Origin of the sequence: Cytobacillus pseudoceanisediminis, from assembly GCF_023516215.1 — a bacterium.
In the GTDB taxonomy this organism is placed as follows: domain Bacteria; phylum Bacillota; class Bacilli; order Bacillales; family Cytobacillaceae; genus Cytobacillus; species Cytobacillus pseudoceanisediminis.
In genome coordinates this window covers 1,817,564-1,835,493 of sequence record NZ_CP097349.1, presented here as the reverse complement: position 1 = coordinate 1,835,493, position 17,930 = coordinate 1,817,564, and the positions used below count along the sequence as shown (strand labels likewise).

Below are 17,930 nucleotides of genomic sequence, written 5' to 3'. Positions count from 1 at the left end.
TTGTATGGATAGGTTATATTGCAGGTCGTCTATAATTAGCTGATCCTTTTTTCGATTGTCTCTAATTGATTTGAGTATTTGTTCAATTCATCTTTCATACTTACAACTAAGTCTTTAAAGTCATTATTCTTTGATTGGAGATGTTTATTCTCACTTTTCAATCTGATAAGATCAGAATCTTTTTCTGAAAGTTGTTTATGCAGGTAGATTCTATTTTTATGAAACTCTTCAATTTCCTGACGTAAAGAGGTGTTATTTTCCTGCAGGTTTGAAATAAGCTTCTGACTGTTTTGGATTTGTTCATCTAATGATTCAATCTTAGAGAGGTAATCTGCTTCTTTAGAAGAAAGTTCTTTCAGCTTCATTTCATAACGGGCTATTGCAAAACTAAGTTGTTCTTTTATATTTAATTCATCCTGCTGGTTTTTGGATTTGTTCCTTTAAGTATTGGTTCTCATTTTTCAAAGTTTCCAATTGGCTGTAATGATAATTTTCTTGATATTCCTTAATTTTATTTTTATATTTTGAGATTTCAGCAGTAAGATAAATCACTTTTTGCTGAAGATTTCTATAGTCTTGTTTCCCATTATCTTTAATGAAAGGTGCATTCAACATGTATGTGCCCTCCTGACCTTACAATTAGGAGCATATACACTATCCTATGTGCTAATAGGCAGATTGTTGCAAAATAAAAAGCCTGTTTAACACAGGCTTAAAATGAAAGTGAAATGGTGTTGTTGGATGCGTATTGTTGTTTGCCTTCATTAAAGTATACAAATGCATGGATACCGACTGAGGAATTTTTAGGTTCTCTTATAAGGACCTTTAACCCGTTGAATACTTCAGAGCCTCCAGGGGGAATAGTTAATTCCTGAATGGAAGTAATCCAATATTCCCCTTTGGTTTTCACCCTATCTCTCCAATCATCATATACATATTTCCAGCCTTTTTCTCCATCACTGCCCTTCATTGCCAGACCTGCAACCAGTTTAGGCGGCAGGATCTGGCCCTGTAAAGAGATTCCTTGTTCGACGGGGATTTTAATGCATATGACAGGATTCTTTAAATCAAGATCCCCAGTATTTTTCATTATGATTGAACCGTTCACCATATACTCTTTTTGTTCATCATCCGGTCTTGGAATGAGCATTGTGTAATTTAGGAATACTTCAGCATTGGCTTTCTTTAATCTTTGGTCTTGGCTGTTGACTGCTGAGCTATTTTTATTCTTTTCGGGTTTCATGGTTTTTTCAGGACCCTTTGTTACAGCTTTCTTTTCTTGTGTATTAGGCAGTGGTGCTTGATCTAAAAAGGAGCTTAACCAGGACTTTATAAGTGGCATTGGCACTATAGCCGAATTATTTGCAGCAGGTTTGACGCTGCAGTACCTGATCAAAGCACGAGATATGCTTAATATTAGTCGATCATCTTCGTTAAATTGAGATCTGAAGGCTAATTGCTGTTTCCCATCAGCAGCTAAATTTTTCTTTTCATTTAAAACAAAAGGTATTTTTGCTTTATTAAACTCTATAATGAGAAGATTTTTGAGCCTTTCATCAAGAAGAACATTATGTTCAATGATCAATTGCTGATCAGAATACTGCTGGTCAATGCTATCCAAATATATAATGATACTTGGCTCTTTCAAAAGATCCAGACCCTCAGCTTTAAGGATATCATTCAATTTTAGAACAGCGTCCTGGCTTGGCTGGTTCTTTGAACGAGCAGAAATTGAGATAGGGTGCTGTTTTCTTCCGGTTTCAATATTAATCGTTTCTTTGTGTTGATCAATAACTGCTTCAAATCCCTGCTGCTCACAAAATAATGCTAGGCTAACTGCTGACTGATAGAGAGCTTTGCCTAAAAGTTCGCCATCAATAAAAACAGAATAGGTCATGTGTACAGTCTCCTTTTATCAATTGCATTTGTAACACCTATATATATGAAGAAGAGACCGAATTCGTGAGAATCAACAAAAACAGGCTATTTGATTAGAACACAATTCTAAATATATCCATACTATGAAGTGAAAACACAACCTATTAGAAAGGATGATTTGCTTGAAACCTATTAGAGGATCCCAATTGACTCCTAATAACGTTCAAGAAGAATGTATTCGGGTATCCAAGGTTTATGACTGGGTTTTTGATGCTATTTCTACCGATACAGGTATAACCTTGCCGGATGATTGCGCAGCTGCAGTTGCTGCAGCGGTTGCAGCAGGAAGAACACCGCTAGATGTAACATGCGAAGTTCCAGATGTAGGAGGCTTCTTCCCGCTTGATCCTCCAGATACGGATGGAAACGCATTGTGTACAGTTTCTTCCAGAATTGAAAGACGTGAAATTCCGCTAGGCGGCAGACTAGTAGAAGTGGCCATTGTAAAAGTCATTTTCACTATTAGACCGCTAATTACAATCTTTGATAGCACAGGTGCTATCATTTGCCAATTCCGTCCTACTATCAGTGAATCCCGCCGTTTAGTTGTTTGTGCTCCAGAACCGTTTACAGCTGATAACGTGTTCTGCCGTTTAATTTCACTAGACTGTGACACTAACTTCATCGAAACTGGAGACCCAGACCTTGGCCTTCAGGTTATGCTGGATATCTGTTTCGAGATTCAAGTAGAAGCAGATGTAAAACTAGAAGTACTTGCTAAATTCTGCTTCCCGCGTCCAAATGACATTGAACTTCCTACTAACGGCGTATGTCCGGAATTCGAATGGCCTGCACAATGTGACTTCTTCCCTCGCGACAACTGTGATTGCCAGGCGTTTGTGGATACAGATCCATTGACTGGTCCAGTTGATATTACCTTCGCACCAATTCTTTTTGATACACCGTTAGCTGCAGGAACTTATACTACGGAACTTAATGCTGAGATTTGCGATAACTGTCAATTAACTGGGAGCACTATTTCCTGGATTGTCGAAGATTTCGTTGTTCCAACAGGAACAGGAACAGGTACTGTAGATCAAAGCTTTACGTTTACTGCTTCAGAAATTGGAATGCCGGAATGTACAGAGGTTCTTGGGGTAACAACGATGACTGTTGAAGGGGCAGGTACAGTAAGCTTTGCAGACCCTGGAGTTGCTGACCGGACTGTATTGTTCACATTGACATTAGTAGAAAATATCGGATCAGCTGATGACACATATGCCATTACCCTTACTGATCTTGCTGGAACAGCTCTGATAACTTTTGCTGCTGCTGCAGTAGATTTTGTACCAGATGAAGATTTAGTTGTACAGGATTGTGTTACTTTTCCTAACTTACTAGATGACTAATCCCAAGTATAAATGTTAAATAGCTATGATTAGAAGGGGCAACCCTTCTTTTTTTCAAAGAATCCGTTTTGGCAGCAAAAAAATTAACTTAAATGAATGATACAAACCTATTCAAATTAAAGATATATGAATAGGTTAATAGGGACGAATTGAAATAATGATTTTAGCAGAAAGGAGTGCACAAAGTGAGAATTATGACAATTTTGGGGACAAGACCAGAAATAATCCGTCTTAGCCTTATTATTAAAAAGCTTGATTTATTAGCCTCAAAACACATACTTGTCCATACCGGCCAAAACTTTACTGAATCATTAAGCGACTTGTTTTTTCGGGAATTAAAGATCAGGGAACCGGATTATATCTTATCGAAAAAACAGGCCACTTTAGGTGGCCAGCTTGGAAATATGTTTAATCAATTAGAAAATATCCTTCTAAAAGAAAAGCCGGATAAGGTTTTGGTACTGGGAGATACAAATAGTGGATTAAGCGCAATATTGGCTGAAAGAATGGGAATCCCGGTTATTCATATGGAAGCCGGGAATCGTTGCTTCGATTTGAACGTTCCTGAAGAAAAGAACCGAAAAGTAATTGATGCTATTGCTAGCTTTAATCTGCCTTATACACCACAAAGTAAAGAAAATTTAATGAAAGAAGGATTTCCAAAAAACAGAATCATCCTTTCCGGGAACCCAATAAAAGAAGTATTAAGTGCTTACAAAACAAGTATTGATCAGAGTCAGATAATTAAGACGCTTGGTCTACAGCAGGAAGAATATTTCTTAGTAACTATTCACAGGGCTGAGAATGTAGATAATTTATGCCACCTAAGAGAAATTATGAATGGAATCAACAGGGTGGCAGAGATTTATCGAAAAAGAATCATCTGCAGTATTCACCCCCGCACAAGATCAAAGCTTCAAAAGCTTGATTCATTTACGCTTAATACCTTTGTTGAATTTCATGAACCCTTTGGTTTCTTTGATTTTGTTCAATTGGAGCAAAAGGCGTTATGTGTCTTAACGGATAGTGGAACTGTCCAGGAAGAGTGCTGTATTTTTCGGGTGCCAACGGTTACAGTACGGCGGACAACGGAAAGACCTGAAACAATTGATTGCGGAAGCAATGTTCTATCAGGTATAGACTCGGGAAAGATATTGAATTGTGTAAATGTCATGCTAAAAGGAGAAAGAGACTGGTCTTTGCCTGAGGGATATGGCGAGACAGGTGTTTCTGATAAAGTGGTGAAATTATTGATGGGAGGCATGGAAGTTGTTTAAGAACCAGACAATTCTAATTACTGGAGGAACGGGATCATGGGGCTATGAACTCGTTAGGCAGCTTTTAGATTATAAGCCTAAGGAGATAAGAATTTTTTCCAGGAACGAATCTAACCAATTTTCGATGAAGCAAGAATTTGACAATAACCCGCTGCTTCATTTTGTGATCGGAGATATTAAAGAAAAAGAAATTATCATGGAAGCATCTGAGGGTGTTGATTATGTTTTTCACCTTGCTGCTCTGAAGCATGTTCCTGTATGTGAATATCAGCCCCTAGAAGCATTAAAGACAAATGTTCACGGTACCCAGAATGTAATTGAAGCTGCGATTCATAACAAGGTAAAAAGAGTCGTATACATTTCCACGGATAAAGCGGCAAATCCATCAAATTTTTATGGATTATCTAAAGCGATGGGAGAAAGGCTAATCATCCATGCAAATACACTTAACACTGACACAAAATTTGTTTGCATAAGAGGCGGGAATGTTCTTGGAACAAATGGAAGCGTGATTCATGTCTTTAAGAAACAGATAATAGAAAAAGGCAGGATTGGCATTACTGATCCAGAGATGACAAGATTTTTCTTAACAATTGAAGAAGCTATCAAACTGGTTTTTAAGGCCACTTTTGAAAGTTTGGGCGGGGAGATTTTTGTCATGAAGATGCCAGCATGTAAAATCCTGGATCTTGCACATGTTTTATCTGAGGATATGGGCAAAAAAGGAATCGATGTTGAGATTCTGGGTGTTCGACCAGGAGAGAAGATTCATGAACTTCTGCTTTCAGAGTATGAAAGTGAAACAACAATTGCTTATGATGAAGAGTATTTTGTTATATTGCCAAGTATTCATATTGATGGCTTGAAGGAAAAATATGCAAATTATAAACCGGTTAATCTAATAAATTATAATTCCAGCAAAGACCTAATGAGCACGGATGAAATCAGGAAAGTTTTAAAGAAAGGCAGGTTTATATAAATGAAGGTATTAGTCCTTGGAGGAAAAGGGATGGCAGGCCATATGATAGTAGATTATCTTCAGAGGCAGCCACAATATAATGTCATTTATACTTCAAGGAATAAAGAAGATGAAGATGGAATTTATCTTGATATCACAGATTCTTTAAAGCTTGAGGACGTAATTAATAAGCAAAAGCCCGATGTAATAATTAATTGTATTGGAATATTGAACGAATTTGCAGAAAAAAACCAAAAGCTAGCCTTTCAGGTTAATAGTTTGCTTCCCCATCAATTAGTCAAATTTGCAGAGAGATACAATGGGAAGGTAATTCACATTAGCACTGATTGTGTATTTTTAGGGACGAAAGGGAATTATTCTGAAAATGATATACCAGATGGGACTTCTGTTTATGCTGAATCAAAACAGCTTGGAGAAATCATCAGTGATACACATTTGACCATTCGGACTTCTATAATAGGCCCTGAATTAAAAGGAAGTGGGATCGGATTATTTTTGTGGTTCATGAAGCAAAAAGGGAACATAAAGGGATATAAGGAAGTTTATTGGAATGGTGTTACTACTCTTGAATTGGCAAAGGCAATCGATTGGATGATTAAGCAGAATATAACGGGACTTTATCATTTATCTTGTGATGAAAAAATTTCAAAATATAATTTGCTGATGTTAATTAAAGAGATATTTAATAAAAGAGATGTTGTCATTCAGCCTGATAGCGAAATTAAACAGGATAGAACCATTATAAATACAAGAAGTGATTGGAAGTATCAAGTCCCGCCTTATAAGGAAATGCTATTGGAACTTAGAGACTGGATGAAAAAAGTGAGCGGGAAGTCTAAAATATTAATTACTGGTGCAGCTGGATTTACTGGCCTCCATTCCTGCAGGTATTTTGCATCTGCCGGATATGAGGTAACTGCTGTTACAAGAAGTAAGGATATTGCTATTGATAATGTTATGGTAGAACAATGCGATCTTCATAACAAAGAATTGGTGCTAAATTTAATAAAGAAAGTAAAACCGCAATATCTGTTGCATTTGGCCGGTCAAAACCATGTTGGTCAATCATGGTCCGATCCAACAGGAACGTTGGAAACCAATCTGCTTTCAACTGTATATATACTGGATGCTATCCATAAAGAATGCCCTGAATCAAAGTCTGTCATAGTAGGATCCGCTCTTCAAATCGACCCTTCCAATATCTCTGCAATTACCCATCCATATAGTCTCAGTAAAACATTTCAAGTGCTAGCTGCCAGAGCTTGGGCAGAACTTTATGGCCTTTCGATTGTCATTGCCCAACCAACGAATTTAATAGGTCCAGGCAATTCAAACGGGGTATGTTCTATGTTTGCAAAAAAGATTGCTGAAATGGAAAGCCAAAAAGCAGAACATATTCTTAATGTGAACAATCTGTACGCTCAGCGTGACTTCATAGACGTTCGAGATGCCGTCAGAGCTTATGAAATTCTTTTAAAGAACGGGGTAAGTAAAGAAATTTATCCAATTTCATCAGGAAAAAGCCGCTCATTAGGGGAAGTTGTAAAAATATTTAAAACGATGACACCCATTAACTTTAAAGTTAAAATATCTGAAAGGAGCATTAGAGAAGATAAAGTTAAGATATCATCTGAAAGAATAAACCAATTGGGGTGGAAACCAATTATCTCTTTTAAAAAATCACTTGAGGATAATCTTAAATATTATAGAAGAAACCCTTATTAAAATGGGTTTCTTCTATTAGAAATTTACAGATTAACTTAGATGAGATATTAAAATGTTCTTGATTTACGATCTTTTGAATGGCTGCCATTTATAATTTAAAAGTAAAATCATTAGTTTAAAATGTAAACACAGCTATGAAACTAACAAAATAATACAAATCCTATAAAAAGCTAGTGGTTGAAGAATGTAATGGTTGAAATTATTTTTATTCTTTTAATGTAATAAGCATATTCAGAAAATTAGCAGCATAAATTTCAGGCGAAAATATTTTTTCAATATGTGCTACTCCATTTCTTCTTATTTCATTTCTAATAGGAATGTTTGTTAGTAATATTTTAGCTTCCTGGATAGCATGATTGATATCTCCCTGTTTATAATATTTTCCTGTATGGTTATGAACAATAAAGCTTCGGACTCCATCTGAATCTGTTGTAAGGACAGGACATCTACAAATCATAGCTTCAAGAACTGCGTATCCAAAACCCTCAACTTTTGAGGTAGAGCATAACAGGCCACCAGAATCCCCGATCATTGAAAAGTAGTCTGCCATCTTACTATGAGGTTGATTAGGGTAGATTGTTAATCTGTTATTCAGTTTGAGGGAAGATACCATATTTTCAAATTCTTTTCTTGATTCAGGTTTTGAAAGAGTATTGTCTTCAAACATCCACATTTGGATATTGGGGATAGATTCACTTAACTTTGACCCTATTGTTAAAAAATCCCTCCAATTTTTATTTTCTTCTATCCTTCCAACCCAGCCAAGGATAGGGTTCTTAGGAGCAGGCAGTTTCTTATAATGAAAACTTTTTGAGTTAAAGCAATTGTGAAAGCAAAATTTTTTTTTATTGGGAAAATATTTTTCAAAAGCTTTTATTAAATGAGGCGTTCTAGGGTATAAAATTCCATCAGCAAAATTATTAATAATATCATAAGCTTGAGTTTTAATGAATTTTTCTGCATATTCTTTATAGAAGCCAAGTCCTTGAACTTCATAGATTAATGTACTTTTAATTCCCCATTTCTTTAAATTCTCAAGCATTTGAAGATCTGATGCCACTACTATAGCATCATACTTTTCACGAATAACTAACTCCCTGATAAGTTCTTCTTTATCAAGAACAAAAACTGGTTTTAACATATTCTGTAATCCGGTTCCATGTTGTTTATACAAAAAGTGACAGGTAACTCCTGCTTTACTTAGAGCATAAAAACGCTGTCTATTTAGTGTCTCGATACCTCCACTGGGAATATAATACGTAAATAAAACTTTAATTCCGCCTGCTCCGGTTTTTTTAGATAAGTCCAATAATTCCACCTCGATTTATTTGAATAAGTTTATTTCCAAATATTTTAATCCTATGATTAATATATTGCGCACTCATTATTATATATGCATAAAATACCTTGAAAGGTGTTTTGTTTACTAAGAAAATAAAAGTAACTAAAACATAGTTAAAATTGTTGGAGTGTTGTATATGTTACAAGTTAAAGATTTTAATGCACTGATAAGCTGCTGTAACCAAAATGGGGGACTATACCATCTGAAACGCCAAAAAGGAATGAATACACTTCAAATAATATTAGATATTGAATGCAGAGGAATAGCTAGATATGGTAAGGGATTTGTTGTTGCATCAAATGAGGAAGGAATTATTCTATTGGATGAAAGTTTAAATGTTGTAAATTTTAGCCATGCAGGAAAAGGATTAGATCTGCATGGAATAGCTATTAGTGGAGATTTTGCTTATTTAGCAGAAACTAAGCTTAATTGTATTGGCATATATGATTTATCAAATGGATTAAACAGAGTCGATGAGATTTGCTTTTCTTCCAACAGAGCAACAGATATTTGCCATATTAATGATATATTTATTGAAGAAAATAGTCTTTTTGTATCAATGTTTCATTTACCTGGCCAATTTAATATTGGAGGCGGGGTAGTTGAATATTCTTTAAAAAAGAAGAAAGTTAAGAATGTTCTATATGAAGGAATATCTCAGCCTCATAGTGTTATGTTATATAAAAATGATCTGTATTTTTGTAATTCGGAAGAATTCTCTGTACGTAAAGAAAATAATATATTATTTAAATGTCTTGGTTATACGAGAGGTCTAGCTGTTCAGAATGAAACGGTTCTAATTGGCCAAAGTATAACTAGACATATAAATAAATTATTAGAAAAGCATCCTAATATTTCTTCAGACTGTGGAGTCTATTTATTAAATATGAATAATAAACTTTCAACTTTTGTGCCGATCCCCTCCTTGGAAATATATGGAATTATTTTTATCTGATTACAAAGAGGTGAAAGATTGTGGAATTAAATGAATATCCTTTAGTTTCTATTATTATTCCATTCTATAATTGTAAATATGTCCAGAGAGCAATTTCTAGTGCATTAAAACAAACTTATAGAAATATTGAAGTTATTGTGGTGGATGACGGATCAACTTCTCATATACCAATGATAAAACCACTTAAGGACAAGATCTTCTATATAAGAAAAAAATGGTGGAACTGCTTCAGCATTAAATGAGGGAATAAGGAATTCAAAGGGAGAATATATTGTATGGTTGAGTTCAGATGATTTATTTATTAATACAAAAGTCGAAACACAATTAGATTTTATGAAAAACAAAATGTATATGTTTTCTTATACCAATTACTTTTGCATTAATGAAAAGAATCGAATAATATCTGATTCTGTTGGTCCTTTAAACTCTGAAGAGCTCCTAAAAAGCCTAATAGTAGGCTGCCCGATAAACGGTTCCACTATTATGATGCGGAGAGAGGTTACTAAAAGTATTGGGCTTTTTGATGAATCACTGAGATATGCCAATGACTATGATTATTGGATTAGGGTGTTTCTAAAATTTAAAATAGGGCATTTAAATATTCCACTCACATTGTATAGAGTTCATGGGAAAATGGGAAGTAAACAATATTTAAATGATGTGTTGAAGGAATCAAGGAAAGTAAAACTAAAATATAAAACAGAACTGGAGAAATATTTAAAAGAAAAATAATTAATTACTTTACAGTAGCTTCTATAGACAAGCTGCTGTTTTTTTAGCTAGATCTTTTGCCGGTATATCCTATATTAATAAACTTTCTAATTGAAAAAATATTTTGTGACATTAATTTATGCCTGCTTTAAATAAATTTTTTTGCTTTTCAAATCAATTCAGGATTGAAAATATTGATCATGGCTAGGCAAAAGAGGATTTTGTAAATATAAAGAATAATTCTATAAAACTAGCCTATAGCAAGAATAAGAATTAGACATAACTTATAAAAGACAGGTTGAAGGGTATTTAAATTTAATTTTCATTTCCGTATTAAGTAATTATCGAGGGAGATTTGTGTGGAAAGATTGTTTGAATGTAACATGGCGTTTTAACTATGAAAGAATTTGTATTAGAAGAGATTAAATTACTATCATAAAAACATTAAATAGGAGTGAAAAAGTGCAAAACAAATCTTTTAAACAACCTAAGATATTTATTAACTCTGTCCCAAAAAGCAGTACTAATTTAGTAATACAATTAGTAAAAGGCATAACTAAATTATATCAAGGTAAATCATATTGGGTAAACAATGAAAATGATGTATTAAGTATTAAGGAAGGTGAATTGGTCTATAGTCACCTGCCATATAATGAAAAATTTTCAAGCGGACTTCAAAGTATGTCAATAAATCAGATATTCATTTACAGAGACTTAAGAGATGTTGCTGTTTCAATGGTTTACTTTATTAATGATGTATTTTTTGATCATCCTCTTCATCAAGTTTTTAAAAAGAGAATTACCTTATTTGAAGATCAATTAGATGCTGTCATTCTTGGAGTAGATCTGATTGGTGAAGAAAATGAAAATAAGTGGGGGTTAAGAAACATTATCCAGGCATTTATGAGGAAACTTATAAAATTTATGAATGGCGTAAAGATCCCAGCGTGTGCTGCATACGTTACGAAGATCTAGTAAATAATTTAACTGCAGATACTGAAATATTAAAAATAATAAATTTTTTATGGGAAGATCTAAGAAACCTAAACATAAGTAAAAGTGAATTCTTAAAAATAATGAAAAACAACATTGATACTAAAAACTCATGGACATATAGACAAGGCAAATTTGGAGGGTGGCGTGAAGAATTTACATCTAGAAATAAAGCGAACTTTAAAAAAGTAGCTGGTGATTTGATCATTAAACTAGGTTATGAAAAGGACAATAATTGGTGATTTACATGGCCGATTTTGCGATCGAGTCTAAGGAAGATTAGGCCAAATCTAAAAATCCACAAAAGGTCTATGATTTTATTAGCAGTTGTTGAAAATAGTATATGGAAACTGATTTATCTTTTATTTTTCGAACAAAGGAGTGAGAAGTTTGAGTAAAGAACTGCCATTAGTAAGTGTTTTAATACCATTTTATAATTGTAAATATGTTCCCCAGGCAATTGAAACCGTATTAAGACAAACTTACAAGAATATCGAAATTATATTAGTTAATGATGGGTCCTATATGTATAATGAATTATTAAAACCATACTTATCAAGAATTATATATATAGAACAAAAAAATAAAGGTGTTGCGTCTGCTTTAAATGAGGGAATCAAGATAGCTAATGGTGAATATCTAGCTTGGTTAAGCTCAGATGATTTATTTTCTGAGAAGAAAATCGAACTACAGCTTAATTTTATGAAAGAGAATAAATCATTATTTAGTTTTACAAATTTTAATATTATCGATAGCCATAATCAGATAAAAAAATATAATGTTGGGATACATTTCAAGAGCGGAATAGAAGTCTTACAATCATTAAAAGATTTTAATCCTATAAATGGTTGTACGGTTATGATGTCCAGGAAGGTTATTGAAAAAATTGGATATTTTGACGAAACTTTAAAATATGCACAAGACTATGATTACTGGATAAGAACTTCGGCCCATTTTCCTCTTCATTATTTCCATTGTACTTTAACTAACTACCGGGTCCATGATTTAATGGGATCAATTCGTCATAATATAGATCAAATGAAAGAATTCTATGAACTTAGAGAGAATTATAGAGTCAAATATAATAAATTTTTTCAGAACAGAGAGGAGAGAAACATGTTTAACTCTCCATTTACTTTTAGAGGGAATGAATATATTGCTGCACAATTTAACCCTCGGCAAATAATTGATAATTTTAAATATGAATGTGTGATTTTACCACAAAGAAGGTCAAATAATGAAAATGCATCATATCTTATTTCACCAGAGGTAAATAATATTGAAGGAAATTTTGCTGTAGCAGGTATATTATTCCAAAGTAATAGGTTATGTGTGGTTGAAAAATATCAAAATAATGTTGAAACAGTTATAAGTTTGCCTATAAATCAGAATGAGTGGATTAAAGTAGTCCTTATTTATATAGATAAGACACCAACAGTGTATATTAATGAAAAGGAAGTAGCTGTGGGGACAAAAAGCAGATATACTCACATTTGTCCATCTTTGGTTTTTGGCGGCAACATTAAAGATGGGTGTTTCTATGGAAAAATCCAATCAATAAAACTTTGGAAAGTACCCCCAAACCAATCAGAAATTCGGTTAATGAGGGAAGATATGAATGTAAATCAAAATATTGTGTGGGGTTATGACTTTTTAAGCGGGTCTGCCTATAAAAATGGGAAGAAATCTGACTACGAAGTCAGTATAATATTGCCGACCTTTAATAAATATCAAGAATTATTGTTAACACTTCATTCCTTAGAATGCCAGCATTTTGATAAGAAAAAGTATGAAGTAATTATTGTCGATGATGGATCAATTGACAAAACTGCTTCTATAATCAATGAACACAATTTTTCATTTGATTTAAAATATATAAGATCCAACCAAAATATTGGAAGGGCTAGTATGAGAAACCTTGGGATTCAGAATGCTGGAGGCCGAGTTATTGTATTTTTGGATGCAGAGATAATTGTTAAGCCTGACTTTGTTTCTCTGCATTACCAAGGACATAAGGAGAACAAAAAAATAGTCATTTGTGGAAGCTTGGTACTTAAAGGATTATATACAATATATCATCCAAGATACAACATGGAACAAAAGACTCAAATAATGAAGCTGTTGAAAAACTATCCGACTTTTACTCCTAGTACTTTGAATGAGATAAAAAGTGGTAAGACTGTTAAACTATTAACTGAAAAAGAGGTTAGTAATCAATCATATCAAAATTATTCATTTGATAAACCATTCGTAAAGGTTTACAAAGAAACGCTTTTTAATCGTTTTGGGAATAATCTGAATGGGTTTCACTTTCCATGGCTCTTATTTTGCACTGGGAATGTTTCTGTTGAGGCAAAGGCCATTAAGGAAGTAGGCCTATTTGAAGAGTACCCAGGATACGGCTGGGATGATCATGAACTTGGATATCGTTTATATAAAAAGGGGTATAGATTTTTTAATCATAATGGGTTAGCAGCCTATCATCAAGAACACCCTATTTCAAAGACAAATCCTCAAGATGCTATTAAAAATTTTGTCCGAGTGTTTAATAAATATCCTGAGGTACAATTAAGGATTTTTATATTGCATTTCTTGGGTATATCCGTTCCTAATGTACACTTAATTTATGATTCATACTTGAACTTTTTAAGTGGATATTCAAATATTTATAAAGGAATTCCGAAGTTATTAGAGCAAATACTCCAAAGAATATCTGTTAAACTATGGAAAGAAGAACCATTAACAAACTTACTAAATACTAGTTCAGTAAATAAAGAACAAATTATAAAAAATCTTGAAGAATTAGAAAGGTATCCTAAAGTTAAGCCGTTTGCAAGTAATTTTAAGAACATTATTAAGATGTAAAACAAATTCTGGGAAGATATAGCTTTCCAGTTTTTTTCTTTTACCTTGGTGCATTAGCCGTTTCATGATACAAGAGTTTTGAATCTAATAAAGGTATACCCTCGTGTATAAAAAAACAGATTGGAGCAGAAGAATTGAGAAAATTACTTACTGTTACAATTGTTGGATTCATTGCCCAATTAATTGACGGATCACTAGGGATGGCTTACGGAGTTACATCCTCCTCTTTGTTTTTAATGCTAGGTATGGCTCCTGCGGTTGCATCTGCCAGTATTCACATTTCGGAAGTGGTTACGACTGCTGCTTCAGGTTTTTTTCATTTTAAGTTTGGAAATGTAGATAGAGGGACAGTAATGAAATTAATTCTACCCGGTGGTGTAGGGGCATTTATTGGAGCATGCTTTTTAAGCAGCATGCCAGGAGAAGCTGTCAGGCCTTTTATATCTGTTTTTTTGTTGTTATTGGGAGTTTATATCTTATTCCGCTTTTTGTTTCTTAATAGTATTCCAAATGAGAATAAGGGAATCCAGTTATCTAACAGGAAAGCTGCAATCCTTGGTCTATTAGGCGGGTTCGCTGACGCTACCGGTGGAGGCGGATGGGGGCCCATTACAACACCTGTTCTTCTGGCCCAAAAAGACACTGCTCCCAGAAAAGTGATTGGAACTGTTGATACGAGTGAATTTGTAATAGCATTATCAGCAACGGCAGGGTTTCTTATCTCTTTAGGCTGGAAGGAATTTGATTGGTTTTGGGTTCTTGCGTTAATGCTAGGTGGATTGTTTGCTGCTCCTATTGCAGCATGGCTCGTAAGGATCCTTCCTTCCTACCTCCTTGGAGTCGCAGTAGGTGGAGTGATCATTATAACCAATTTGCATACCATTATTAATTTATCTGGCATAGGGATTACATTATCTTACTTTATATATCCCTGTCTTTTTATGCTTTGGATAATAGCCATTATTTATACAATTAAAAAGAATAAGAGCTGATACAGGTTCTGTCATACAAAAAGGAGGGAAGGCATGGAAAAAGACAAGAATTTATATTCTCCTATATTTAAAGTAACAAAAGAAAAAAGAAGAGCTCTTCATGGACATAATAGTAAGATTATTTGGTTTACTGGTTTATCAGGATCAGGTAAAACAACCATCGCAAATGAACTGGAAGACATTCTTCATTCAAAAGGTATCTCCACCTTTATTTTAGATGGAGATAATATTCGGCAGGGACTGAATAACGATTTAGGATTCAGTCAGGAAGATCGAAAAGAAAATATTCGCAGAATCGGAGAGGTAGCAAAATTATTTGTAGATAGCGGAATTGTGGTTCTGGTTACCTTTATATCACCATTCGCTTCAGAGCGTAAACTGGTCAGAGATATGGTTGAAAAGGACGAGTTTATTGAAGTGTATGTCAATTGCTCTTTGGAAGAGTGCGAAAAAAGAGATCCAAAGGGCTTGTACCAAAGGGCAAAAAATGGTGAAATCAAAGAATTTACGGGGATTTCTTCGCCTTATGAAGTGCCTGAGAATCCAGAAATCATCTTAGAGACTTCTAACTATTCGATAAAAGAGTGTACAGAAATTCTTTATGATTATCTGAAAAGATTACTGTAAATGGCTAAGGAGGGAAAAAATGAATTCAATTATTGACCCCCACGGTGGAAATTTAGTAAATGGCAAGTTATCTGAAGGAGAGAGAAAAAATATTTATCAAAACAAGATTCCATGCCTTATATTTCAATTTCGAAGTGGACAATATCTGATGTTGAACTGATTACGAATGGCGGTTACAGTCCGCTTCGCGGGTTTATGAATCAAAAGGAATACCTTAGTGTTTTGGAAAACATGCATCTCCCAAGCGGTCTTCCTTGGACAATCCCCATCACTCTTCCCGTTGATAAAGAGGAGGCTGAACAACTTGAAATAGGAGATGAAGTCCTCCTAAGAGGGAAAGATGATATTACCTACGGAGTAATTAAAATAGAGGAAATATATAGTTACAACAAAGAATATGAGGCATTGATGGTTTACGGCACAAACGATCATAATCATCCTGGTGTGAAGAAGTTAAATACCCAGGGGGATATTTATGTTGCAGGTCCGGTTTATGCAATTAATCAGCCTTCACATGCCCCTTTTGAAGACTATCTAAAAGAACCAGCTGAAACAAGAAAAATGTTCAATGACTTGAAGTGGAGTACTATCGTTGGCTTCCAGACACGTAATCCAGTACATCGGGCCCATGAATACCTGCAAAAATGTGCATTGGAGATGGTAGATGGTCTTTTACTTCATCCCCTTGTCGGAGAAACAAAAAAGGATGATATACCAGCAGATATCAGAATGGAAAGCTATAGTGTATTGCTTGATAAATATTATCCAATGGATCGAGTTAAGCTGGCAGTATTTCCAGGTGCTATGCGCTATGCAGGTCCGAGAGAAGCTGTGCATCACGCTATTATCCGTAAAAATTATGGGTGCACACACTTCATTGTCGGCAGAGATCATGCAGGTGTCGGAAATTATTATGGAACTTATGATGCTCAAAAAATATTTTCCAATTTTGACCCCGAAAAAATTGGAATTAAACTGTTATTTTTTGAACATAGTTTTTACTGTAAAAAATGCATGAATATGGCGTCCGCTAAGACGTGTCCCCACTTAGAAGAGGACCGCTTCTTTCTAAGCGGCACCAAAGTTAGGGAGATGCTAAGAAATGGAGAGCAGCTTCCACCTGAAATTACAAGGCCTGAAGTAGCGGATATATTAAGGAAGGGGTTTAGCAATAACGTTTAACATTTAGAGTTCATTTGAGGAATCATCCTCGGAGTCTGTTAATTGATGCTGAAGGCTGGTTCCTTGTTTGCTTTAATTTTTATAAATGCTATCAAAACTCAACCCCAAACCTCCGAAAATACCAATCATCATCAAATTTCCTTTTCTTCAAATAAACCTGTTTCTTCTCCATTGCCCCATTCTGAATCACTCTTTTTTCAACATCTTTTGATTTAGTATGCTTTATCATCATTTTACGGATCTTTTGAATGCGGCTGGGGTTAAAATGCAGATAGGCAAGTCTTAATAGGTTATAGTAGTAATCTTCCAGTTCAATTTTGTAGGGCTGTACTTTCCGGAATAAATGCAGTACTTTCGTCTTTGGCTGTACATAACAATTGTAGCCGAATAACCAGAGCTTAATAGAAAGTTCCACATCTTCATGTCCCCAAGTCGGAAACCCTGTTTCAAATCCTCCCACATCTTCAAATACATCCCGTCTGATCGCAAAGCATCCGCCTGGCAGAACGGCGGTTTCAAATAGATAATCTCTTTTTGTGTTCCAGTGGGTCCTGAACTTATTTGATCTTTCATTTACCCATAGTGTTTGGCCATACCCGATAAAATTGGGATTACCTATAGCGCCAATGGCAGGGGTAATGGAATCGCAGGTCCCCTCAAGAATTGGTTCAAGCAGTCTGTCTAGCCACGAATCTTCAAATTCCAGATGGGCATCACAAAACACAAGAATGCTCCCATTTGCTTTTTCTGCCCCTGCATTTCTTGCATTTGCTGCCCCGACACCGGATGTATTCACTACTGTGATATTTTTATTCAGAAACTGATCCCGAAGAAAATCACAGCAATGATCATCAGACTGATCATTTACAACAATGATTTCATATGGAGAGCCAATCTCTACGGAGAAAAAAGATTCAAGTGTGTTCTTTACGTTTATTCCTTCGTTTTTTACAGGAAAGATGATGGAAGCAAGCAAATTTATTTCACTCCTTTAT

The 17,930-nt window shown here is 34.6% G+C and carries 15 protein-coding genes and 3 pseudogenes; 13 read left to right on the top strand and 5 right to left on the bottom strand.

The genetic code is table 11. The features are described 5' to 3' along the window. Positions 1-35: 35 nt before the first annotated feature. The 3 genes from M5V91_RS09805 to M5V91_RS09795 all read right to left on the bottom strand — a co-directional run bounded on the left by M5V91_RS09805 (position 36) and on the right by M5V91_RS09795 (position 1,897). Positions 36-365 (bottom strand): hypothetical protein, encoded by a 330-nt coding sequence (locus M5V91_RS09805; RefSeq protein ID WP_284522060.1) that lies wholly within the window; start codon positions 363-365, stop codon positions 36-38. Positions 366-411: 46 nt separating this feature from the next. Then, positions 412-615 carry a hypothetical protein gene (locus M5V91_RS09800; RefSeq protein WP_284522059.1) on the bottom strand — a complete coding sequence of 68 codons (204 nt, stop codon included), beginning with the start codon at positions 613-615 and terminating at the stop codon, positions 412-414. Between the two features lie 97 nt (positions 616-712). Next, positions 713-1,897, bottom strand: a complete 1,185-nt coding sequence (locus M5V91_RS09795) for a hypothetical protein (RefSeq protein WP_019382440.1) — start codon at positions 1,895-1,897, stop codon at positions 713-715. 163 nt (positions 1,898-2,060) lie between these two features. On the opposite strand from M5V91_RS09795, the gene M5V91_RS09790 reads away from it, so the two are divergent. The 5 genes and pseudogenes from M5V91_RS09790 to M5V91_RS09770 all read left to right on the top strand — a co-directional run bounded on the left by M5V91_RS09790 (position 2,061) and on the right by M5V91_RS09770 (position 7,268). Next, on the top strand, positions 2,061-3,287 hold the full coding sequence (locus tag M5V91_RS09790) for a BMQ_0737 family morphogenetic spore coat protein (RefSeq protein WP_009334811.1): 1,227 nt from the start codon (positions 2,061-2,063) through the stop codon (positions 3,285-3,287). A gap of 185 nt (positions 3,288-3,472) precedes the next feature. Then, positions 3,473-4,564, top strand: coding sequence for a non-hydrolyzing UDP-N-acetylglucosamine 2-epimerase (gene wecB, locus M5V91_RS09785; protein WP_009334810.1), 1,092 nt, complete (start codon positions 3,473-3,475; stop codon positions 4,562-4,564). After that, on the top strand, positions 4,557-5,543 hold the full coding sequence (locus M5V91_RS09780) for a polysaccharide biosynthesis protein (protein ID WP_009334809.1): 987 nt from the start codon (positions 4,557-4,559) through the stop codon (positions 5,541-5,543). Before wecB ends, M5V91_RS09780 begins: the two co-directional genes overlap by 8 nt. After that, positions 5,544-6,365: pseudogene (locus M5V91_RS09775) on the top strand (dTDP-4-dehydrorhamnose reductase family protein); the annotation flags it as partial. After that, on the top strand, positions 6,357-7,268 hold the full coding sequence (locus tag M5V91_RS09770) for an NAD-dependent epimerase/dehydratase family protein (protein ID WP_284522267.1): 912 nt from the start codon (positions 6,357-6,359) through the stop codon (positions 7,266-7,268). The pseudogene M5V91_RS09775 and the gene M5V91_RS09770, both read left to right, overlap by 9 nt. A 205-nt stretch (positions 7,269-7,473) precedes the next feature. On the opposite strand, the gene M5V91_RS09765 is transcribed toward M5V91_RS09770, so the two are convergent. Continuing rightward, on the bottom strand, positions 7,474-8,586 hold the full coding sequence (locus M5V91_RS09765) for a glycosyltransferase family 4 protein (RefSeq protein WP_372675446.1): 1,113 nt from the start codon (positions 8,584-8,586) through the stop codon (positions 7,474-7,476). 160 nt (positions 8,587-8,746) lie between these two features. On the opposite strand from M5V91_RS09765, the gene M5V91_RS09760 reads away from it, so the two are divergent. The 8 genes and pseudogenes from M5V91_RS09760 to sat all read left to right on the top strand — a co-directional run bounded on the left by M5V91_RS09760 (position 8,747) and on the right by sat (position 16,935). Continuing rightward, on the top strand, positions 8,747-9,565 hold the full coding sequence (locus M5V91_RS09760) for a DUF4915 domain-containing protein (RefSeq protein ID WP_009334805.1): 819 nt from the start codon (positions 8,747-8,749) through the stop codon (positions 9,563-9,565). A gap of 20 nt (positions 9,566-9,585) precedes the next feature. Then, a pseudogene (locus tag M5V91_RS09755) lies at positions 9,586-10,297 on the top strand (glycosyltransferase). Between the two features lie 441 nt (positions 10,298-10,738). Beyond that, positions 10,739-11,251, top strand: coding sequence for a sulfotransferase domain-containing protein (locus tag M5V91_RS09750; RefSeq protein ID WP_284522058.1), 513 nt, complete (start codon positions 10,739-10,741; stop codon positions 11,249-11,251). After that, on the top strand, positions 11,149-11,511 hold the full coding sequence (locus M5V91_RS09745) for a sulfotransferase domain-containing protein (RefSeq protein WP_369425953.1): 363 nt from the start codon (positions 11,149-11,151) through the stop codon (positions 11,509-11,511). The genes M5V91_RS09750 and M5V91_RS09745 overlap by 103 nt, the downstream gene beginning before the upstream one ends. A gap of 148 nt (positions 11,512-11,659) precedes the next feature. After that, positions 11,660-14,134 (top strand): glycosyltransferase, encoded by a 2,475-nt coding sequence (locus tag M5V91_RS09740; RefSeq protein ID WP_284522056.1) that lies wholly within the window; start codon positions 11,660-11,662, stop codon positions 14,132-14,134. Positions 14,135-14,268: 134 nt separating this feature from the next. Then, positions 14,269-15,126, top strand: coding sequence for a sulfite exporter TauE/SafE family protein (locus M5V91_RS09735; RefSeq protein ID WP_071157811.1), 858 nt, complete (start codon positions 14,269-14,271; stop codon positions 15,124-15,126). Positions 15,127-15,159: 33 nt separating this feature from the next. Further along, entirely contained in the window at positions 15,160-15,753 is a 594-nt protein-coding gene (gene cysC / locus M5V91_RS09730; RefSeq protein WP_009334799.1) for an adenylyl-sulfate kinase, read from the top strand. 19 nt (positions 15,754-15,772) lie between these two features. After that, a pseudogene (gene sat / locus M5V91_RS09725) lies at positions 15,773-16,935 on the top strand (sulfate adenylyltransferase). A gap of 91 nt (positions 16,936-17,026) precedes the next feature. On the opposite strand, the gene M5V91_RS09720 reads toward sat, so the two are convergent. Next, positions 17,027-17,911 (bottom strand): glycosyltransferase, encoded by an 885-nt coding sequence (locus M5V91_RS09720; RefSeq protein ID WP_009334797.1) that lies wholly within the window; start codon positions 17,909-17,911, stop codon positions 17,027-17,029. Positions 17,912-17,930: the final 19 nt, after the last annotated feature.